At 45.9% G+C, this 20,278-nt stretch carries 18 protein-coding genes; 7 read left to right on the top strand and 11 right to left on the bottom strand.

Annotation, left to right across the window (positions count from 1 at the left end; translation table 11 throughout):
* Nucleotides 1–300 precede the first annotated feature (300 nt).
* Entirely contained in the window at nucleotides 301–591 is a 291-nt protein-coding gene (locus NXS09_RS08345; RefSeq protein WP_259292091.1) for a ComEA family DNA-binding protein, read from the top strand.
* Nucleotides 592–675: 84 nt separating this feature from the next.
* On the opposite strand, the gene hpf is transcribed toward NXS09_RS08345, so the two are convergent.
* The 9 genes from hpf to NXS09_RS08390 form a co-directional block, all read right to left on the bottom strand.
* On the bottom strand, nucleotides 676–996 hold the full coding sequence (gene hpf / locus NXS09_RS08350) for a ribosome hibernation-promoting factor, HPF/YfiA family (RefSeq protein WP_259292092.1): 321 nt from the start codon (nucleotides 994–996) through the stop codon (nucleotides 676–678).
* Nucleotides 997–1,129: 133 nt separating this feature from the next.
* Nucleotides 1,130–2,479 (bottom strand): RNA polymerase factor sigma-54, encoded by a 1,350-nt coding sequence (gene rpoN, locus NXS09_RS08355; protein ID WP_259292093.1) that lies wholly within the window; start codon nucleotides 2,477–2,479, stop codon nucleotides 1,130–1,132.
* 208 nt (nucleotides 2,480–2,687) lie between these two features.
* Complete coding sequence (lptB, locus tag NXS09_RS08360) at nucleotides 2,688–3,416, bottom strand: LPS export ABC transporter ATP-binding protein (protein WP_259292094.1); 729 nt, start codon at nucleotides 3,414–3,416, stop codon at nucleotides 2,688–2,690.
* Nucleotides 3,417–3,620: 204 nt separating this feature from the next.
* Nucleotides 3,621–4,133 (bottom strand): lipopolysaccharide transport periplasmic protein LptA, encoded by a 513-nt coding sequence (lptA, locus tag NXS09_RS08365; RefSeq protein ID WP_259292095.1) that lies wholly within the window; start codon nucleotides 4,131–4,133, stop codon nucleotides 3,621–3,623.
* Nucleotides 4,114–4,692, bottom strand: coding sequence for an LPS export ABC transporter periplasmic protein LptC (gene lptC, locus NXS09_RS08370; RefSeq protein ID WP_259292096.1), 579 nt, complete (start codon nucleotides 4,690–4,692; stop codon nucleotides 4,114–4,116). Before lptC ends, lptA begins: the two co-directional genes overlap by 20 nt.
* Nucleotides 4,689–5,225 (bottom strand): KdsC family phosphatase, encoded by a 537-nt coding sequence (locus NXS09_RS08375; protein WP_259292097.1) that lies wholly within the window; start codon nucleotides 5,223–5,225, stop codon nucleotides 4,689–4,691. Before NXS09_RS08375 ends, lptC begins: the two co-directional genes overlap by 4 nt.
* A 158-nt stretch (nucleotides 5,226–5,383) precedes the next feature.
* Complete coding sequence (locus NXS09_RS08380) at nucleotides 5,384–7,009, bottom strand: DNA recombination protein RmuC (RefSeq protein ID WP_259292098.1); 1,626 nt, start codon at nucleotides 7,007–7,009, stop codon at nucleotides 5,384–5,386.
* Nucleotides 7,010–7,197: 188 nt separating this feature from the next.
* Nucleotides 7,198–8,832, bottom strand: coding sequence for an ABC transporter substrate-binding protein (locus NXS09_RS08385; protein ID WP_259292099.1), 1,635 nt, complete (start codon nucleotides 8,830–8,832; stop codon nucleotides 7,198–7,200).
* A 141-nt stretch (nucleotides 8,833–8,973) separates the two neighbouring features.
* On the bottom strand, nucleotides 8,974–9,768 hold the full coding sequence (locus tag NXS09_RS08390) for a thymidylate synthase (protein ID WP_259292100.1): 795 nt from the start codon (nucleotides 9,766–9,768) through the stop codon (nucleotides 8,974–8,976).
* Between the two features lie 353 nt (nucleotides 9,769–10,121).
* On the opposite strand from NXS09_RS08390, the gene gdhA reads away from it, so the two are divergent.
* Entirely contained in the window at nucleotides 10,122–11,465 is a 1,344-nt protein-coding gene (gene gdhA / locus NXS09_RS08395) for an NADP-specific glutamate dehydrogenase (protein WP_259292101.1), read from the top strand.
* A 94-nt stretch (nucleotides 11,466–11,559) separates the two neighbouring features.
* Here the strand turns inward: gdhA and NXS09_RS08400 are convergent, their stop codons facing one another.
* Both NXS09_RS08400 and tal read right to left on the bottom strand, forming a co-directional pair.
* On the bottom strand, nucleotides 11,560–15,081 hold the full coding sequence (locus NXS09_RS08400) for a Tle-like phospholipase domain-containing protein (RefSeq protein ID WP_259292102.1): 3,522 nt from the start codon (nucleotides 15,079–15,081) through the stop codon (nucleotides 11,560–11,562).
* 310 nt (nucleotides 15,082–15,391) lie between these two features.
* On the bottom strand, nucleotides 15,392–16,447 hold the full coding sequence (gene tal / locus NXS09_RS08405) for a transaldolase (protein WP_259292103.1): 1,056 nt from the start codon (nucleotides 16,445–16,447) through the stop codon (nucleotides 15,392–15,394).
* An 86-nt stretch (nucleotides 16,448–16,533) separates the two neighbouring features.
* Here tal and NXS09_RS08410 point away from each other — a divergent pair, with 86 nt between their 5' ends.
* The 5 genes from NXS09_RS08410 to pyrI all read left to right on the top strand — a co-directional run bounded on the left by NXS09_RS08410 (nucleotide 16,534) and on the right by pyrI (nucleotide 20,255).
* A complete protein-coding gene (locus tag NXS09_RS08410) occupies nucleotides 16,534–17,508 on the top strand; it encodes a KpsF/GutQ family sugar-phosphate isomerase (RefSeq protein ID WP_259292104.1) in 975 nt (324 codons plus the stop codon).
* A 127-nt stretch (nucleotides 17,509–17,635) separates the two neighbouring features.
* Nucleotides 17,636–18,490: a GNAT family N-acetyltransferase gene (locus NXS09_RS08415; RefSeq protein WP_259292105.1), complete on the top strand. Its 855-nt coding sequence runs from the start codon at nucleotides 17,636–17,638 to the stop codon at nucleotides 18,488–18,490.
* 9 nt (nucleotides 18,491–18,499) lie between these two features.
* Nucleotides 18,500–18,634 (top strand): hypothetical protein, encoded by a 135-nt coding sequence (locus NXS09_RS08420; RefSeq protein ID WP_259292106.1) that lies wholly within the window; start codon nucleotides 18,500–18,502, stop codon nucleotides 18,632–18,634.
* A gap of 222 nt (nucleotides 18,635–18,856) precedes the next feature.
* Nucleotides 18,857–19,777, top strand: coding sequence for an aspartate carbamoyltransferase (gene pyrB / locus NXS09_RS08425; protein WP_151052911.1), 921 nt, complete (start codon nucleotides 18,857–18,859; stop codon nucleotides 19,775–19,777).
* Nucleotides 19,778–19,796: 19 nt separating this feature from the next.
* Nucleotides 19,797–20,255: an aspartate carbamoyltransferase regulatory subunit gene (gene pyrI / locus NXS09_RS08430; protein ID WP_259292107.1), complete on the top strand. Its 459-nt coding sequence runs from the start codon at nucleotides 19,797–19,799 to the stop codon at nucleotides 20,253–20,255.
* Nucleotides 20,256–20,278: the final 23 nt, after the last annotated feature.

The raw sequence follows: 20,278 nt of genomic DNA on the forward strand, positions 1-20,278 counted from the left end.
CCATCCCGAACAGGACCGTGAAACGACTCAGCGCCGATGATAGTGTGGATACCCATGTGAAAGTAGGACACTGCCAGACACTTATACCGAACCCCTGATAGGAAACTATCAGGGGTTTTACTTTATTCAAAGATATGGGGATGGATACTGAAAGACAGCCATGGCGTTTTATTGTGACGTCATAACAACAGATATGGTAAAGGTAGTGACAATAATTGTTTATGCTGATGTACTGCTTTATGATGGGGTTGTTATTTGAGAAGAAGATAGCATTTAATACATTATGGAAAAGGAGTAGAGATGAAGCGTTATTTGTTGGGGGTATTGGCGGCGTTATCGGTGACGATGGCGGGAGCGGCGGTGAATATCAATACGGCGGGTGCCGAGGAGTTGGCGGAGCTGCCGGGGATTGGTCCGTCGAAGGCGGCGGCGATAGTGGCGTACCGTGATGAGAACGGTGCGTTTAAGACGGTATCGGAGTTGAAGAATGTGAAGGGGATTGGTGACGGTATTTTAGCGAAGGTGCGGGAGGAGGCGGTGACTTCTGACAAACCTAGCAAACGTAAGGCCAAACCCGCTTTGAAAAAGTAAGGTAGTTGCGCCGTAAGGCTCAGAGAGAATACAAACAGCCGGACTCATTAATGAGACCGGCTGTTTAATTATTATCAGTTTGTATTATTCATCTACTGGTTGTGGTTTAACAGTAGAACGTACATCACCACTTTTTCCTTTATGTTTTAAAATAGCACGATCAACTTTATCCATTAGAATATCAATTGCAGCATACATATCGGATTCAACGGTTTGTATATGTAAATCTTTGCCTGCCAAATGGACATCGGCTTCTGCTTGATTATTTAGTTTTTCTACCGATAAGGTGATAACGACAGAAATTATATTGTCGGCATGACGGCTTATGCGCTCTAATTTGCCGGCTACATGATTTTTAATGGCTTCGGTTACTTCAAAATTCAAACCGTTAATTTTTAAATTCATGGCGTTACTCCTTCAGTTAAGTTGCACCACCTCTGATAAAGGTGGGGGAAAAGCTTATTGAATTGATTTTTATTTGTAGGCCGTCTGAAAAAACCTAATTATCTTTGTATGAATATATTTAGGTTTGATGAAATTAAGGTCTTCTTTGATGTGCTCCCGGAATATTTAATGATTCACGGTATTTGGCAACGGTTCGTCTGGCCATTTCTATGCCTTGTTGTTTTAATAATTGGCTTAAAGTTTCATCGGAATGTGGTTTGCTTTTATCTTCTGTTTCAACTAATTTGGCAATAATAGCCTTTACCGCACTTTGGCTTACGCCTTCTCCGTCCTCCGATGAAACGGCTTGTGTGAAGAAATAGCGTAACGCAAACACTCCGCGTGGGCAAGATAAATATTTATGGTTTACTGCTCGCGATACTGTACTTTCGGCAATACCAAGTTCGGCAGCAGCATCTTTGATTAACATAGGGGTAAGGCCGATTTCTCCAAATATAAAAAAGTCTTCTTGTTTGGCTACAATGTATTCGGCCAAACGTAAAACGGTACTTTTACGCAATGCCAAACTATCTATTTTCTGACGGGCTTCTTGGAGTTTTTCTTTCCATTCGGGGCTGATTTCACCAACTTCTTTTAATAAGTTGCAATATTCATTGTTTAATTTTACTTTAGGCCATATTTTTTCATTACTGCTGATAGCCCATCCTTCTTTGGTTTCTTTTACAATAATATCAGGTTGTATATAGGGTGTCGGCTCGGCAGAAGAAAATCCGTATGCAGGATAGGGATTGAGATTGGTCATTAAATCTAAGGCCGTCTGAATGGTATCGATATCGGTATCGGGAAACCATTTGCGCATTTTGGTTATGTTTTGCTGGCGGCTACGGCTTAAATCATCTAAATGAAGCTGCGCCGTTTTAGCGGCAAGCTGGCGGGCAGGAGAAGTAGGCAGGCGCATGAGTTGTAATAGCATGGATTCGGTAAGATTACTTGCTCCGACGCCGGGAGGATCGAATGTTTGCAGAATATCCAATGCTTCATGCATGTCGGTTTCTTCCAACATCCATTCTAAAGGCGTGTGATCAAGCACTTCATCAAGGCTGTCGGTAAGATAGCCTTGCTCATCTAAAAAGTCGATAAGGATATGTACTCTTGCGGCTTCTGCCTCGTTTAAAGGGTGCTCGCATACCTGTTTATGCAGATAACTATTGAAATTGTCTTTTTCAGCGATGGTTGCCCAGATATCTTCCGCATCTTCCCCGCCGATTCCACGGGTTGCAGGCAGTGCCGCAGATAAGCGGCCTGGTTCCGCATCGGCCGTATCGTGGGTTTCGACCCGCTCTAAAAGCGGGTTGTCTTGTAGCCAGTCTTCAACTTCTCTATCCAGTTCTAAACCTGACATTTGCAGGATACGCAACGATTGTTGAAGTTGTTGGTTTAACTGCTGGGTTTGTTTGAGTTTTAATCCTAAGTGTTGGCTCATATTTTTAGCTTCGTGAGTAAGTGCGCAGCAATTTAGGGCAAAATGTAATGTGTGCCAATATGGCAGATAATGTTTCCCGGTGTGTGTTGATATAATGTTTAACCGGTATGTTGTTATGTTTTACCCTCCTGATCGGATATAGGTTTTTATTGTTTATTGATTCAGATAACTCCCTGTCTATAAAAATTTTATTGGCGGTAGCTAATGTTTAATAGTCAAAATTTTCACCTAAATAAACGGCTTTAACTTGTTCGTTTCCGACTAATTCTTCAGGATGTCCTGAAGCGAGTACGGCACCTTCGCTAATGATATAGCCGCGATCACAAATTCTTAAGGTTTCGCGTACGTTGTGGTCGGTAATCAATACGCCGATATTGCGTGTTTTGAGAAATTCAATAATTTTTTGAATATCGATCACGGCAATGGGGTCAACACCGGCAAACGGTTCGTCAAGCAAGATAAAACGTGGCTGCATGGCCAATACGCGGGCTATTTCGACCCGTCGGCGCTCACCGCCAGATAGCGATGGGGCGGGATTATTGCGCAGCCGCTCGATATTTAAATCGGCCAGCAGTTTTTCTAGTTCGGCATCAATTTTATTTTTATCTTTGAGGCTGATTTCCAAAATAGCACGGATATTTTGCTCTACCGTCATTTTTCGGAAAATTGATGCTTCTTGCGGTAAATAGCCAAGCCCCAAACGGGCACGTTCGTGTATCGGCAAATGGCGGATTTCTTGTCCGTCCAGCATTACACTTCCTGCATCGGCTGCAATCAGACCGACAATCATATAAAAGCTGGTGGTTTTACCTGCACCGTTGGGGCCGAGCAGGCCGACAACTTCGCCACTTTTAATTTCCAGTGAAAAGTTTTTGACTACTTGGCGTTTTTTGAAGCTTTTTTGCAGGTTTTGTACGTTTAAACAGCTTTGGGTCATGGGGCACTCTTTAATGATGGTTACTATTATAATTTATTTTAATAACTTTTGAAATATTTATTCAATATTTGTGAAGATTTGTATATTGATTATGAGTATTCAAGCACATTTATTCGGTATGCCTGAGATAACGGATATATTTCCGATAGTGAATAATCTCAGGCCGTCTGAAACAAGCTATTGTTTTCAGACGGCCGGTATAAATTATTTGCCGGAAGGTTGGATGACGACGGTAACGCGTCGGTTGCCGCTCATGCCGGCGGCTTTACTGCCGTTTACGGTATAGACTTCGGTGCGGGTGTTGTATGTAATGGCGGCACCCTCGGCACTGTCGCCGCCGCGTTGTACTTTGGCATTGCCTATTAGGTTGACAATATTGGTGGCGGAAGCATATTCGACTCTGTCGGCTTGGCCGTTTACCGTACCTTTGCCACCATCTAGAGTTTGTCCGAACCTTACCGGGCGGCCGCTGGCGGAGATGGTTTGTTCGCCTCTGCTGTTGCGTGATACGCGCACGCTACCGGCATTAATATGCAACGAACCTTGTTTGATAATCACGTTCCCGCTGAAGGTGGTTACCTGATTGGCCTGATCGAGGGATCCTTGGTCGGCTTCGATTTGAATCGGTTGTCTGCGGTCGCTTTCCAGTGCGAATGCTGAGACCGGTACGGCCAATGTGACGGCTAAAAGGGCGGTATTAAATATTGTTCGGGTCATAAATAATCGCTTTCACTCGGGAGGGCAGGTTCAGGAAACCTTTATTGTAGTCATAAACCATGCCATTTGCCGTACCATAGGAATCGCCATAGCGGTATTCGACCGGTGCTTTGGTTTCGGCAATTTTTGTTTGGGTATCTACGGTGAGGTTGCTGGTTTTTAAAATACCGGCAGGGCGTTGTGTTTCGGCGGTTTTGGTTAATACCACGTTTTCTTTAAAAACAACCGTGCGGGTTTCGGTATCATAGCCCGCTTCATTGCTTTCTACTTTGTAAAGTAGCTTGCCGTTGTCGTAGAATATCAGTTGTGGCTTTTCAAAAGTCACTTCGTCACTCTTGGGCAATTGCCATGCCACTTCGGCATTCAGGTTTTCTTTCAGACGGCCTTGTTCGTCGAAACGTCTGCCGTCAATATCTACCATAGAATATTGCGGTTCGTTCGGATTGAGCTCGACCTCTTCGATGTTGACCTCACTGATGCGCCCCAACCATGCGGAAAGGCCGCCTAGACAAATGGCTAGGATTAAGGGAAACAGCAAGCCGTGCCGCCATTTCATCATTTTATATACTCCTGCAAAGCATTTTCCAAGTTGCCTTGTGCCTGCATAATCAGGTCGCACAATTCGCGAACGGCGCCTTTACCGGCACTTTTTTGCGTGATATAGGCGGCGTGTTGTAGGGTAAACCAATGTGCTTCGGGAACGGCTACGGGTAAACCGCAGCGCACCATCACCGGCAAATCGACCACGTCATCGCCGATAAAGGCACATTCTTGTTCGCTCACGCCGGCTTGTGCGCATAAATCGGCATAGGAGGCACGTTTGTCGTGAATGCCTTTATAGTAGTAGCGGATACCGAGTTGCTTCACGCGTACGCCGACGGAAGGGGCGTCGCGGCCGGTAATAATGGCCGTCTGAACGCCGCTGGCCTGCAACATTTTCAGGCCGTGTCCGTCAAGCGTGTTGAAGGATTTGATTTCCTCGCCGTTATCGCGGATAAAAATACGTCCGTCGGTTAGCACACCGTCCACATCCATAATCAGAAGTTTGATTTTGGCGGCGCGCTCTTGGATTTCCGGAGAAAGTTTTTGCATGGGTAATATCTTTTCAGACGGCGTTTAAAATAGGTATTTTAACATTAAAGCGGATAAAAGGCCGTCTGAAAAAGATCAAGGTTGGAAAATCGGGTTTTACGGTGTGTTTTATAGGCTATAAATGGTGTACAACCTAAATTAGGTGCAGTCGGATAATCTTATACGCTTGTATTATCTTCCTGAGTGTTGTTCGGGGTTTCGGGTAGATTTAAGGCTTCGCCGGCGGCTTTTTCGGCCAAACTTTTTTCCAGTTGTTTACTGGCTTTTATCCCTAACTTACGCAGTTTTTCGGCACGGTTAACCAGATTGCCGCGGCCTTCGGAAAGTTGTTTGAAGGCCGATTGGTAATGGGTATGTGCCTGTTCGATATTTTTGCCGACGTTTTCTAAAGTAGCGATAAAGCCGACGAATTTATCGTAGAGTTTGCCGCCTTCTTCGGCGATGGTGAGGGCATTTTGGTTTTGTTGTTCATTACGCCAGATATTGGCAACCGTACGCAGGGTGGCCAGCAGGGTACTGGGGCCGACGGGCATAATGCGTTTGTCGAAGCATTCTTGGAAGAGGGTATCGTCGTGTTGTAGGGCAAGCAGGTAGGCAGGCTCGACCGGGATAAACATAAAGACAAAATCCAATGTGTTCACGCCTTCTATATCGCTGTATTGTTTTAGCGACAGGCTTTTCACATGCGCCCGTACGCTGGCGATATGGGCGGCCAGTTCGCGTTCGGCTTCGGCCGGTGTTTGTGCCTGTGTGTAGCGCACATAAGCGGTGAGCGATACTTTGCTGTCGATAATGATTTGTTTGTTGTCGGGCAGGTTGACCAAAACGTCGGGTTGCAGGCGGCGGGTGCTGCCGTCTTCTTCGCGGCGGGTGCCTGCGGCTTGGACAATGTATTCCCGGCCTTTGGTGAGGCCTGAGTTTTCCAAAACGGTTTCCAATACCATTTCCCCCCAGTTGCCTTGTGTTTTGTTTTGTACGCCGGTGAGTGCGTCGGTGAGGGCTTTGGCGTCGGTATGCAGTTGGGTGTTGAGGGTTTGCAGGCGCTTGAGCTCGTTTTCAAGAGTTAGCCGCTCTTTGGCTTCTTTTTCATAAGTGGTTTGTACCAATTCGCTGAATTTGCCCATGCGTTCGTTGAGCGGGGTGAGCAGGCGGTGGATGCTTTCGGTGTTGTGCTCGGTGAAGCGTTTGGTTTTTTCTTCGAGAATGCTGTTGGCCAGGTTTTGGAATTGGTCGGTCATGCTTTGGCGGGCTTCGGTCAGCAGTTCGATTTTTTCCTGTTGGGCGGCGCGTTCCTGATCAATTTGGGTGTGCAGGCGCTCGTTGCGTATGCGGGTGTCGGCCAGTTGTTGTTGCAATTCTTGGTAGTCTTCTTTCAGACGGCCTAATTCTTGCTCGCGCTCTTGCAGGCTGTTGATGTGTTGCTGTGCGGCGGCCAAACGGCTGTGGATTTCTTGAAGTTTGTCTTGTGTTTCTTGTTGGTGTTGACGGCTTTGTGCCAGTTCGTTTTGCAAGGGTTCGATTTGGCGGTTGCGGGTTTCGGCGGCGGCCAGATGGGTTTGGGCCGTTTGAAACTGTTGTTGCAATTCGGTTAAGGCATGCTCGGCTTCGGCATGTTGTTGCGTGGCGGTTTCATACTGGCGGGTGCGTTCGGTTAATTGCTGATTTAGGTGGTTTTGTTCGTTGCGGTGTTTGCTGCGTAATATCAGCCAAGTCAATAATATGCCGAGCAATAAGGCGGCAATGGCGGTGAGTATTAGGTAGAGGGTAAAGTCGTTGGCGTTCATAATGATAGGGCCGTCTGAAAAACAAAGCGGTATGCACTATAACAAAGAAATGCCGGCTTTCAAAAGGGGTATAACGGATAGGGCTTGATGGGTTTTCAGACGGCTTGCACTATCGTTCTACTATTAAAGAAGTAAAAGGCCGTCTGAAAGGTGATATTTCAGACGGCCCTTTATTTGAAAATAAAGGGTTATGGTTGGATAAACAAGCGCTTGCTGGGCAGTTCGTTTAATACGTCTTTATCCGAATATCCGCCGATGCGTGGCTTGACCAAGCGTGAGTTGACATAACCGTAAACGGGAATAATGGCGGTGTCGCGGTCGATTAAGGCTTCGGCCTGCGTATAGTATTCGGCACGTTGTTGATCGGTGATGCCTGCCTGCAGGGTTTTTGCGAGTAGGGCATCGTATTCGGGATTTTTATAGAAAGCGCGGTTGCTGCTGTTGTCGGATTGCAGGGTGTTTAAAAAAGTGGACGGTTCGTTATAGTCGCCGCACCAAGAGGCGCGGGCGATTTGATAGTTGCCGTTGCGCCGGTTGTCGAGATAGGTTTTCCATTCTTGGTTTTCGAGATTGACTTTCACAAAACCGAAGGCCTGCTGCCACATGGACGCGGCGGCAATGGCGATTTTTTTGTGCTGTTCGGAAGTGTTGTAGAGGAAATTAAAAGTGAGCGGGTGGTTTTCATCATACCCGGCTTCGGCTAATAGCTTTTTGGCTTCGGCAACGCGGGTGGGATAGGCGAGTTTGCGCCATTCGGGATCATAAGGCACAAAGCCGCTGGTGCCGACACGGGTCAGGTTGTAGGCGGCTTCTTCACCGCGCCCGAGTACTTTGGTGGCGATGATGTCGCGGTCGAGTGCCAGCGATAAGGCTTTACGGACGCGCACGTCGTCAAAAGGCGGCTTTTGGTTGTTGATTTCAAAATAGTAGGTACATAAATATGGGCTGCGCTTGAGTTGTTGCGGGTATTTCTCTTGCAGGCCGGCATACATTTCGGGTGGTAGGGCGTCGGTAATATCGACTTCACCGGCTTCATAGCGGGCAACGTCATCGGTTTGCGAACCGATCGGTAAAAATACCACTCTTTCAATTTTGACCTGATCGGCATCGCGGTATTGGGGATTTTTTACCAGTTCGATACGCTCGTTGACGACCCATTTATCCATCACATAGGCGCCGTTGCCGACAAAATTTTCAGGCTGTGTCCATTTAACACCGTATTTTTCCACGGTTGCACGGTGCACCGGTTTGGTGGCGGCATGATAGAGCATTTGGGGGAAATAGGGCACGGCGGCGGTGAGGGTGATTTGTAAAGTATGCGGATCAACAGCTTTAACGCCTAAGCTGTCGGCCGGTTTTTTACCGTCAAGAATGTCGTCTATATTCGCTATTTTGGCCGCCTGAAGATAAGAAGCGTATTGGGATGCAGTTTTCGGATCAACCAAACGCCGCCAACTGTAAACAAAATCTTCGGCGGTAACGGGATCGCCGTTGCTCCAGCGGGCGTCGGGACGCAGTTTGAAAGTCCATGTTTTATTGTCGGCGCTTTCCCATGATTCGGCAACGGCCGGAATAATGGCACCCGTTTCATCGGTTTCTACTAATCCTTCCAATAGGTCGCGCACAATATTGATTTCGGGTACACCGGTAATCTGATGGGGATCAAGTGATTGCGGTTCGGTAACATTATTTCGGGTAACGATAGAGGCGGAAGGCTGCTGTGTTCCCGCCGATTGTTGCGGATTGTCGGATGATTGGCCGCATGCGGTAAGTAGGATAGCGGCGACGGCATAAGCGGAAAAACGGAACGGGGAAAACGGCATAATGGCCTCCTATTGGCAGATGCCTGAATATAACCGAAATTATTTTGCAATGAAACCGAAATCAGATAAGAGGCCGTCTGAAACGGATGGTTGTTTCAGACGGCCTATAAGGTTTATTAATTTATAAATAATAAGATGGCCTTATACCGCTACCGGAGCTTTGATATGCGGGTAGGGGTTGTAATCCGTCAGTTCGAAATCCTCAAAGCGGAACGAGAATAAATCGGTCACTTCCGGGTTGAGTTTCATTTTCGGCAGCGCGCGCGGGGTACGGCTTAATTGCAGTTCGGCTTGCTCGAAATGATTGCTGTATAGATGGGCATCGCCGAAGGTATGGATAAATTCACCCGCTTCCAAACCGCACACTTGGGCAACCATCATGGTCAGCAGGGCGTAGCTGGCGATATTAAACGGCACGCCCAGAAAAATATCAGCGCTGCGTTGGTAAAGTTGGCAGGAAAGTTGGCCGTTGACAATATAAAACTGAAACAGAGCATGGCACGGCGGAAGCGCCATTTCTTCAATTAAGGCCGGATTCCATGCCGAAACCATTAAGCGGCGGCTGTCGGGATTGTTTTTAATTTGTTGGATAACGTTGGCGATTTGGTCGACATGTCTGCCGTCGGGGGCGGGCCAGCTGCGCCACTGATAGCCGTAAACCGGGCCTAAATTGCCGTTTTCATCTGCCCATTCATCCCAAATAGACACTTGATTGTCTTTTAAATATTGGATATTGGTATCGCCTTTGAGAAACCAAAGCAGCTCGTGGATAATCGAACGTAAATGCAGTTTTTTAGTGGTTAGCAGCGGAAAACCTTCCCGCAAATCGAAGCGCATCTGATAGCCGAATACGGAACGGGTACCCGTACCGGTACGGTCGGATTTATCTGCACCGTGTTCGAGTACATGGCGCATCAGGTCGAGATAGGCTTTCATAACAATCCTCTGAATATCTGAATAAACGTATCGGCCCGAAGCTGCGTTTGGGCGCTGTGTGTATGAAGAGGCATATTGTACCATTCCGCTGTTTAAAAGCGATACGGGTAACATATTTTATGGGGAAAATACCGCATAAATCGGTATTGTCAAAAAACAGTTAAAGTGATTGACGTTATTATGTAGTTGGATTTCATTTCTATAAAAATGAAAGCATTAAAAAAGATAACCGATAAATTGTAAAAATTTTAGCTTGGCAATGAAGCTGAACAAGTTTATATTTTAACTTCAAATTCATTCCGCTTTTATCAATAAAGCAATAACTAACTAACTAACTACTTTGGAGTGTATGTATGTTGTCTGCTAATCTTAATGACCTTTTTGAAAAAATCAAACAGCGCGACCCTAATCAGCCTGTTTTTCATCAAGCCGTAGAAGAAGTTTTCAGCAGCTTGGCTTCTTTTTTGGAAAAAAATCCGAAATATACCCAATACAATCTGCTGGAGCGGTTGGTTGAGCCCGAACGTGTGGTGATGTTTCGTGTGCCCTGGGTAGATGATAAAGGCGAAGTACGAGTAAACCGTGGTTTCCGCGTACAAATGTCTTCGGCTATCGGTCCTTATAAAGGCGGTTTGCGCTTCCATCCGACGGTCGACTTGGGCGTGTTGAAGTTTTTGGCATTCGAGCAAGTGTTTAAAAACGCGCTGACCACATTGCCGATGGGCGGTGGTAAAGGCGGTTCTGATTTTGATCCTAAAGGCAAGAGCGATGCCGAAGTGATGCGTTTTTGCCAATCGTTTATGAGCGAACTTTACCGCCATATCGGTGCAGATACCGACGTGCCGGCCGGCGATATCGGTGTGGGCGGTCGTGAAATCGGCTTCCTATTTGGGCAATATAAACGCTTGAGCAATCAATTTACTTCCGTGTTGACCGGTAAAGGTTTGAACTATGGCGGCAGCTTAATCCGCCCGGAAGCAACAGGTTATGGTGTGGTTTACTTTGCCGACAATATGTTGAAAGTCAAAGGTAACAGCATGGGGGCGAAGCGGGTGCTGATTTCAGGCTCCGGTAATGTGGCTCAATATGCGGCTGAAAAAGCCATTCAGTTAGGAGCGAAAGTATTGACCGTTTCCGATTCCAACGGCTTTGTATTATTCCCCGACAGCGGTATGACCGAAGCGCAATTGGCCGCATTGATCGAATTGAAAGAAGTTCGCCGCGAACGCTTATCCGTATACGCCCAAGAGCAAGACCTGCAATACTTTGCCGATAAGAAACCTTGGGGCGTGGCTTGCGATGTGGCACTGCCTTGCGCGACTCAAAACGAGTTGGATGAATCAGATGCCAAAACATTGTTGTCTAACGGCTGCTTCTGTGTCGCCGAAGGTGCCAATATGCCTTCTACATTAGAGGCCATCGAAGCCTTTATCAATGCGAAAATCCTGTATGCTCCGGGTAAAGCTTCTAATGCCGGCGGTGTGGCCACTTCAGGTTTGGAAATGAGCCAAAACCATATCCGCTTATCTTGGAGCCGTGAAGAAGTGGATAGAAGACTCTTCGGTATTATGGAAAATATCCATGAAAACTGTGTGGCCAATGGTAAAGAAAGCGACTTTATCAACTATCTGAACGGTGCCAATATTGCCGGCTTCAAGAAAGTGGCCGACGCTATGCTGGCGCAAGGTGTGGTTTAACCGGTTGCTTTCTAAAGATATAAAAGGCCGTCTGAAAGATTTTCAGACGGCCTTTCCTTCATTTAACAGTTTGTTGGATCTATGCAGTTATTATTTAAGCAATAATATTGGCTGCGCTGAAACCGGCGGCTTGTTCGCTATCGAACTTGGCAAAAACAATACTACTGTCTGCTCCTGCACTGTGATAGGCCAATGTTTGATCGGTGGTGTTGAAATGAAGATGAGATTGGTTGGTATCGAACATAACGGCATCGTTAACCAATAAATCAGACCAGCTTAGTTGGCTTCCGTAATCGATAAACAATGATTTCATACCGCTTAAATCCAATAAATCTTCTTGGCTGTTGAAATCGGATAAATGGTCAATCGAGCCTGAGCGGATATCTTCGGCTGTAAACGCAAATACATCTTTCCCTTCGCTGCCGATAATGGTGTCGTTGCCCAAGTTGCCCCAAAGATAATCATTACCGGCACTACCTTTCAATACATCGTCACTGGTTGTGCCCTGTAGAACAGCCGTACCTTCATGATGTTCGGAATTGTCGAAGGCAGACCAATCGAAGCCGTCGTGGCCCAAATCTACTTCTTTTCCGTTAGGCAGATAAACCAGTTGACCGTCTTCTTGCTGCGGCTGCATTTCTACACCTTTTACATGGATAATATTGCCGTCGGTATCTTCGGTTTGCACAATGGCCAGTATCGGTTTGTCGTCAATATGGATGACTGAAGTGCCAGTGGCATGAGGTGTGATAGATGTATCGAAAGCATTGGCATTTAATTTCACTTCAATACCATCAGGGAAACCATCATGATCGGTATCTGAAATATTTGGATTTGTTCCAATACGGTATTCTTGTATATCTGATAAACCATCATGATCGGTATCTATATTCCGATAATGTGCATCAGTACGATAGCCTTGGGAAAAATACTTTTGAAGTTTGATATTGTTAGCATAAAAGCTAACCATATCATGCTTTCCAAATGAACGGGTATCATGAAAAAATACTGTTGGCTTATAAGTTCCCTTTTCTCCGCTTACCCATTCTCCTTCAATAACAAACGAAGTGGTTTTTGCATGAATATCACCATTGTCATAAATAGGCGTTTTTAATAGTGCTTTAGTATTTTCTACTGCGTTGCGTAAACCCTTGTTAGCTTCGGATAGGAAAAGCAATTTTGAGAATGTTCCTGCATTCAATTTCGCTGGATTAAATAAAGCACTACGGATGAAGTTAGGTTCCAGTGTAGGTTCTATTTGTAGATTGTGGGCTGCAAAGTATTGTGCTAAGTAGCCACCTAATGAATGGCCGGTTGAATATATTTTTGTAGGATGGAAAGACATAATATCTTCTATGGCGTGGTGAAGATCTTTTACTTGGTCTGGGGCGATGTTGAGGGTTATTTTTAGATCCGCAGTTAGATCTCTCAAATTAGATGTTCCGCGAAAAGCAATTACGACATTTTCATATCCTGTTGCTGTTTTGCCATTTCCAAAAATAGCATAATCTAAACCACTGCCAAATACATCATTAGAATTATGAACTTTTAAAACATCCCAATATTGGTTTAATTCAGCAACATCTGCTTGATTGTTAAATTTTTTCGTATCAGTATTAATTTGTTGGATAACTGACTGAGATTGTCGGTTAAATGCTGCTTGAAGTGTTTGATCACTTTCATATGCCAAGGTAGAAAACATTCTGAGGTCGCGATCAGATACATTCCAGCTATGAGGGAAAAGGTCTTTTGAATCAATTAGTCCGTCACCATCACTATCTTTCTGGTAAGAAGAAATAATATTTCTATCTGAAAGCTCCTTGTTTCGATAGATATAGGCATTAATAGAATCAAAGCTACTTTGTATTGCAGGGCGGTAAAGAATATTGTTTGTGTGTTTAGGCGGTATGTTATCAATCGAATATTTCATAGAGGCCGTTTGAAAGTTCTGTGCCTGTTCGCCTATGAGTTCCAACTCCGCACCGTTTTTATAAAAAATACGGGTAACGGTTTCGGATTGGGAAGGGGTGTAATCCACTTTTTGGATAAATTCGGCGGCAGACAATCGACCCGAATCGAATTCAAAAGCTGAAACGGCAGAGCCCGATGTGCCGGATTGGTTTTTAATGGTGAGGGTGTCGCCGGTCGATTTGAGAGTAATTACCCAATCTGTGGTGTTATTGCCGTTATCAAGGCGGATAGACAAATCTTCAGGGCGGATACCGTTGCCAAAGCGTACGGTGTTGTTACCGTTATTGTCTTCAATAACATCATGGCCATAATATTTATCAAAGAAATAACGGTCGTTTCCTGCGCCGCCAAGTAGACGGTCATTACCCGAACCGCCATCAAGATAATCATGGCCATTGTCACCGCGCATATAGTCGTTGCCACTTCCGCCATACAGTGTATCGTTTCCGTCACCTGCCAACAGTAAGTCATTACCGCCCATGCCGTAGAGAATATCTTCGCCACGTCCGGCACTTAAACGGTTGTTGCCACTGTTGCCGGTAAGGATATTGTTGGCATTATTGCCGAAGCCGTAGGTATTGCCGGAACCGGTGAGGGTGAGGTTTTCAACGTTGGTGGGTGCGGTATAGGTTACGCTGCTATAAACCGTATCGTTTCCGGCGTTGATTTCTTCGGTGATTCGGTCGTTTGAATTATCTACATAATAAACATCGTTTCCGGTACCGCCGTCTAAAATATCGTTACCATTTCCACCAAGTAGGTTGTCATTCCCCTCATTTCCATACAGTTTGTCGTCGCCATTATCACCACGCATATAGTCGTTGCCACTTCCGCCATACAGCGTATCGTTTCCATCACCTGCCAACAGTAAGTCATTGCCGTCCATGCCGTAGAGAATGTCTTCGCCACGTCCGGCGCTTAAACGGTTGTTGCCACTATTGCCGGTAAGGATATTGTTGGCATTATTGCCGAAGCCGTAGGTATTGCCGGAGCCGGTAAGGGTGAGGTTTTCGACATTGGTGGGTGCGGTATAGGTTACGCTGCTGTAAACCGTATCGGTTCCGGCGCTGATTTCTTCGGTAATTCGGTCGTTTGGGTTGTCTACATAATAAACATCGTTTCCGGTACCGCCCTGCATCGTGTCGCTTCCGGTGCCACCGTCTAAGATATCGTTACCAGCACCACCATATAGTTTGTCGTCACCATTATCACCGCGCATATAGTCGTTACCATTTCCGCCATACAAGGTATCGTTTCCGTCGCCAGCCAACAGTAAGTCATTACCGCCCATGCCGTAGAGAATGTCTTCGCCACGTCCGGCGCTTAAACGGTTATTGCCGTTGTTGCCGGTAAGGATATTGTTGGCATTGTTACCGAAGCCGTAGGTATTGCCGGAACCGGTGAGGGTGAGGTTTTCAACGTTGGTGGGTGCGGTATAGGTTACGCTGCTGTAAACCGTATCGTTTCCGGCGTTGATTTCTTCAATAATTTGGTCGTTGCTGTTGGTAATATGAAATGTATCGTTACCTAAACCACCATAAAAAATATTGTGTCCGAGACTGCCGTATAACGTGTCATCGCGGCGTGTGCCAATGATGATGACTGAATCGTTGTCATCGTTGATAATTTGTTTTACTTCGGACATTTATAAAACTCCTTTTATATTATTAAACATTTATTTAAATTAAAACCTATGACAATATATTATTTATGATAAATCCATTTTTTTATGTGGTTTATATGAAATTTTTAATGGAAATTAACAAATATAATATATTGATGCAATATTTTATATTATTGTTAATGTTTTTTAAATATGTTAAGTGGGTTTTATATATTAAAAGGCCGTCTGAAATATATTCAGGCGGCCTTTTAATTATTTATCATATTTTATTTAAATGATTCTTTATGAATATTTATAGTATAAAATAATATTTTTATTATAAATTAAACTGTTATTTTAACGGTTCTAAAAGTTTATCAAATGCATCTTCAAACTGTTTCAAACCGTCTTCCTGCAAGCGGGCGGCAAGGGCTTCTAAGTCGATGCCTAGTTTTTCGGTTTCGGCCAATTGTGCTTCGGCGCTTTCAACATCTTGCGTTAATGTTTGTGCTGCCGTGCCGTGGTCGATAAAGGTTTTTAATGTGGCATCGGGGACGGTGTTGATGGTATCGGGGCCTATCAGATTATCTACATACAATGTGTCGGGATAGCTGGGGTTTTTTACGCCGGTAGATGCCCATAAGAGTTGTACGGGGTTGGCGCCTTGAGCTTCGAGTGCTTTGAAACGCTCGCTACCGAAAAAGTTTTGCCAGTCGCGATAGGCGGTTTTGGCCAAGGCAATGGCGATTTTGCCTTGCAGGTGTGCCGGTAGGGTGGTGTCGATGGCATTGTCGATACGGGAAAGGAAAAAACTGGCTACTACTTGGATGTTGTTGATAGGCAGGCCGGCTTTCAGACGGCTTTCGATTCCGGCAACATAGGCTTCATAGGCCTTCAAGGTTTGTCGGCGTGAAAAGATTAAGGTTAGGTTGATGCTGATACCGTCGGCAACCAATTGGGTTAGGGCTTTTATACCTTCGTCGGTAGTCGGTACTTTAATCATCACGTTTTTGCGGTTGATGGCGGCGTGCAGGCGTTTGGCTTCGGCAACGGTGCCTTCGGTGTCGTGTGATAAGTTGGGCGCCACCTCAAGGCTGACAAAACCGGTTTTACCGCCGGTTGATTCGTATTCGGGCAGGCAAACATCGCAAGCGGCTTGAACATCGGCAATCGCCAGTGTTTCATAACGTTGTTTGGGGGTAAGGTCTTGTTGTTTCAGCTTGGTAATTTCTTCGGCATAAAGGGCGTCGCCTGCAAAAGCTTTTTGAAAAATAGCAGGGTTGGATGTAACGCCGCATACCCCCTGTTGCAACATTTTTGCCAATTCGCCACTTTGAATCAGTGAGCGAGACAGGTTATCAAGCCAGATTTGTTGGCCCAATGCTTTAATGTCCGATAAAATAGTCATCTCTGAAATCCTTATAATTGATACTAAGTAATGGGAAATCCTAACCCGAATCTGTTTGTTTGGATAGCCCTAAGGGAAAACAAATTATGTCTGATAAAGAACAATATTTAGATTGGGCCCACGAGGTTTTACGGATTGAGGCGGAAAGCCTGAATGAAATTTCTGCGGCGTTAAATGGTGATTTTATCCGGGCGGCCGAAGCTATTTTGCATTGTAACGGGCGTGTTGTGGTTACAGGTATGGGTAAATCGGGGCATATCGGCCGTAAAATCGCGGCGACTTTGGCTTCTACCGGTACACCGGCCTTTTTTGTCCACCCCGCCGAGGCCGCTCATGGTGATTTGGGGATGATTGTTGATGGTGATGTGGTGATCGCGATTTCCAATTCAGGGGAAAGCGATGAAATTATCGCTATTATTCCGGCTTTAAAACGTAAAAATATTACCTTTATCAGTATTACGGCCAAACCGCATTCAACGATGGCACGGCATGCCGATATTCATATTACCGCCGCTGTTTCCCATGAAGCGTGCCCGTTTGGATTGGCGCCGACCTCCAGCACGACTGCCGTTATGGCTTTGGGGGATGCGTTGGCGGTGGTATTGTTGAAGGCGAGGGAGTTTACGCCGGATGATTTTGCTTTAAGTCACCCTGCCGGCAGTTTGGGTAAACGCTTATTATTGCGTGTGGCCGATATTATGCATGGCGGCGAAGATTTACCGGCGGTAGTGAGCGGTACGTTATTAAAAGATGCCATTATTCATATGAGTGAAAAAGGTTTGGGTATGTTGGCGGTGGTGGATGAAGAAGGCCGTCTGAAAGGTATTTTTACCGATGGCGACCTGCGCCGTTTGTTTCAACAACATGATCATTTCGGCGGGTTTAAAGTAGACGATATTATGCACGTTTCCCCAAAAACCATTGCGGCAGACAAACTGGCTACCGAAGCTTTAAAACAAATGCAACAGAGCCATATCAACGGTTTATTGGTGGTAGATGAAAGCAACCTGCTTTTGGGTGCATTGAATATGCATGACATGCTTAAAGCGCGGATTGTTTGAACCGATTGAATATAATAGATAAAATCAAGACGGGTAGCGGCCGTCTGAAATAATATTTTTGAGTGGCGCGGCTCTCAGGTATAATCTTGTTTGTTTTGCCAAAAGCCACCACTTTGGAGAGCCGTCCATGTTAGTTTTTAATCCGCACGAAATCATTATTTACGGCACAACCAGCAACGGTAAAGTATTCCGACCCAGCGACTGGGCGGAGCGGTTGTCCGGTATTCTGTCTTCTTTCGATAAAGGCCACCGGCTTTCTTATGACGAATTTGTCCGTCCGGTATTGATTGATAAAGTTCGTTGTGTCGCGATTGATAGGCAGTTGGAAAATATTAATCCGCCGATGTTCCGATTTCTGATGGATTTTGCCGCCGATAATGATTTGCGCGTGTTGGACTATGATACATTAGCGGCCGAACAGGAAGCCAAAGCCAAAGCGGCGCAAGCTGAAAAAGCAGAAACCGCGCCATCTGTAGCGCAAGTGCAGCCTGCTGCCGAAGAAGTGAAACAGCCTGAAGCCGAGGCTGAAGCTCATGCCGCCAGCACCGTGTTGCGAGAGATCGGCGAGCAAGAAACAGAAGTGGCTTTTGCCGCCTTGAGTATTTTACGGACATCCGTTAAAGATGTGGCCCGTTTTGTCGAACAGGTGAACCAACAACAACGCCCTCAGGGGTATCGTTTGTTGGGTATTTTTGAAGAGGGTAAGGCCAACGCGGTTGCCGTATGCGGTTTCCGTGAGCAAACCAATTTATCCGGAGGCCGTCATATCCACATTGATGATATTGTCACGATACCGCAAGGCCGTTCTAAAGGTTATGCCGCCCGTTTATTGGCAGAAGTGAAAAGCATTGCCAAAGAGTCGGGCATTCGTGAGGTTCATGTTAAGGCGAATGTCGGTACGGCTTGTACGCCGGCGCACCGTTTGTATTTAGAAAACGGTTTTGAAATTGATGCATTTCATTTTATTGATTATTTAGACTAGAGAGGCGGTATGGGTAAACTTTATCCTTTATTGGCGGTTTTATTATTGGCTGCCTGTGCATCGCAGCCCGGTTCGGGCGGCACCGAGGTTTATGGTGAAATCAAAGGCGGTGTGGAAACTTCCCATATCAGTGTCGGCCGATAACCATTATTTCGTATTTGTAAAACAAGAGGCCGTCTGAAACAATACTTTCAGACGGCCTCTTGTTTGTGCGATAATTCGATAAAATTTCTGTTTGCCAAACCGCTATGCCTATATTATTCGCACACTGCTGTATTTACCGTGCTGCATGTTGCAGCGGTTTTGTTGTTTTCTGAATATTGCGCCCGTATTTGAACGGGCTTTTTTATGGAATAAGGGAATATCATGCCTAATCCGCTTTACCGTCAGAATGTCATTTCCATCTCTGATCTGACCACGCCGCAATTGGAATTATTGCTACATACCGCGCTGGATTTGAAAGCCCGGCCGCGTAGCGATTTATTGGCAGGGCGCTTGATCGGGTCGTGTTTTTTCGAGCCTTCAACCCGTACCCGTTTGTCTTTTGAAACGGCCGTGCAACGGTTGGGCGGTAAAGTGATCGGTTTTTCCGACGGCGCCAGTACCAGCGCGAAAAAAGGGGAAACATTAGCCGATACCGCCCGTATTATTTCCAGCTACACCGATGCCATTATCCAACGCCATCCCAAAGACGGTGCCGCAAGGGTGTTGGCCGAATTTTCCAGCGTGCCGGTGATTAATGCGGGCGACGGCACCAATCAACACCCCAGCCAGACACTGTTGGATTTGGTAACCATTTATGAAACGCAGGGAACGTTGTCAAACCTGAAAATTGCCATGTGCGGCGATTTGAAATACGGGCGTACCGTTCATTCGCTTGCCCAAGCCTTAAAACGCTGGCATTGCGAATTTGCTTTTGTGTCCCCGCCGAGTTTGGCCATGCCGACCTATATTACCGAAGAGTTGGATGAAGCCGGTTGCCGTTATCAGGTGATGTCTTCGTTGGAAGAGGCGATTGAGTGGGCCGATATTCTGTATATGACCCGTGTTCAGCGCGAGCGTTTTGATGAGCAGGAGTTTGCCAAAATCCAAGGTAAATTCAACCTGCACGCATCGATGTTGGGCAATGCCAAAGACAATCTGCGTATTCTGCATCCGTTGCCGCGGGTGGACGAAATACACCCCGATGTCGACAGCACGCCTTATGCCTATTATTTCCAGCAGGCCACCAACGGCGTTTATGCGCGCATGGCGATTTTATCGCTGATTTTGAATGAAGAAGTTTGAGTGTGAAAAGGGCAAAATCATGGAAAAAAAACAATACAGCGTAGAAGCCATTGAAAGCGGCACCGTTATCGACCACATTCCTGCCGGGCAGGGCTTGGCGATTCTCAGGCAGTTCAAATTGCTGCATCCGGGTAATGCCGTTACTGTAGGCTTCAATCTACCGAGCCGCAGCCACGGCAGCAAAGACATTATTAAAATTTCAGGTGTTCATTTAGACGAACAGGCGTCTAACCGTTTGGCATTGTTTGCGCCGGAAGCCACCGTGAATGTGATTGAGCAATTCAAAGTAGTCGAAAAACGCCATTTGTGCCTACCGGATACCATTAGCGAAGTATTCCGCTGTCCGAATCCGAATTGTGCCAGCCACGGCGAACCGGTGAAAAGCCGTTTTTATGTGAAAAGTGCCGGCGGGCAAACCAAATTAAAATGCCATTATTGCGAAAAAACCTATTCGCGTGAGTTTGTTACCGAAGCATAGTCATTTTTTATATAATAAAATCA

Source organism: Neisseria montereyensis, assembly GCF_024834045.1.
In the GTDB taxonomy this organism is placed as follows: domain Bacteria; phylum Pseudomonadota; class Gammaproteobacteria; order Burkholderiales; family Neisseriaceae; genus Neisseria; species Neisseria montereyensis.

Excerpts from the sequence above, each read along its gene's own strand:
- lptA (WP_259292095.1), bottom strand. The coding sequence starts at position 4,133 with ATGACCCGAACAATATTTAATACCGCCCTTTTAGCCGTCACATTGGCC.
- NXS09_RS08420 (WP_259292106.1), top strand. The coding sequence starts at position 18,500 with ATGGGTAAACTTTATCCTTTATTGGCGGTTTTATTATTGGCTGCCTGT.
- hpf (WP_259292092.1), bottom strand. The coding sequence starts at position 996 with ATGAATTTAAAAATTAACGGTTTGAATTTTGAAGTAACCGAAGCCATT.
- pyrB (WP_151052911.1), top strand. The coding sequence starts at position 18,857 with ATGCCTAATCCGCTTTACCGTCAGAATGTCATTTCCATCTCTGATCTG.
- NXS09_RS08410 (WP_259292104.1), top strand. The coding sequence starts at position 16,534 with ATGTCTGATAAAGAACAATATTTAGATTGGGCCCACGAGGTTTTACGG.
- NXS09_RS08375 (WP_259292097.1), bottom strand. The coding sequence starts at position 5,225 with ATGCAAAAACTTTCTCCGGAAATCCAAGAGCGCGCCGCCAAAATCAAA.
- NXS09_RS08345 (WP_259292091.1), top strand. The coding sequence starts at position 301 with ATGAAGCGTTATTTGTTGGGGGTATTGGCGGCGTTATCGGTGACGATG.
- pyrI (WP_259292107.1), top strand. The coding sequence starts at position 19,797 with ATGGAAAAAAAACAATACAGCGTAGAAGCCATTGAAAGCGGCACCGTT.
- NXS09_RS08380 (WP_259292098.1), bottom strand. The coding sequence starts at position 7,009 with ATGAACGCCAACGACTTTACCCTCTACCTAATACTCACCGCCATTGCC.
- gdhA (WP_259292101.1), top strand. The coding sequence starts at position 10,122 with ATGTTGTCTGCTAATCTTAATGACCTTTTTGAAAAAATCAAACAGCGC.
- rpoN (WP_259292093.1), bottom strand. The coding sequence starts at position 2,479 with ATGAGCCAACACTTAGGATTAAAACTCAAACAAACCCAGCAGTTAAAC.
- NXS09_RS08385 (WP_259292099.1), bottom strand. The coding sequence starts at position 8,832 with ATGCCGTTTTCCCCGTTCCGTTTTTCCGCTTATGCCGTCGCCGCTATC.
- NXS09_RS08415 (WP_259292105.1), top strand. The coding sequence starts at position 17,636 with ATGTTAGTTTTTAATCCGCACGAAATCATTATTTACGGCACAACCAGC.
- tal (WP_259292103.1), bottom strand. The coding sequence starts at position 16,447 with ATGACTATTTTATCGGACATTAAAGCATTGGGCCAACAAATCTGGCTT.
- NXS09_RS08400 (WP_259292102.1), bottom strand. The coding sequence starts at position 15,081 with ATGTCCGAAGTAAAACAAATTATCAACGATGACAACGATTCAGTCATC.
- lptB (WP_259292094.1), bottom strand. The coding sequence starts at position 3,416 with ATGACCCAAAGCTGTTTAAACGTACAAAACCTGCAAAAAAGCTTCAAA.
- NXS09_RS08390 (WP_259292100.1), bottom strand. The coding sequence starts at position 9,768 with ATGAAAGCCTATCTCGACCTGATGCGCCATGTACTCGAACACGGTGCA.
- lptC (WP_259292096.1), bottom strand. The coding sequence starts at position 4,692 with ATGATGAAATGGCGGCACGGCTTGCTGTTTCCCTTAATCCTAGCCATT.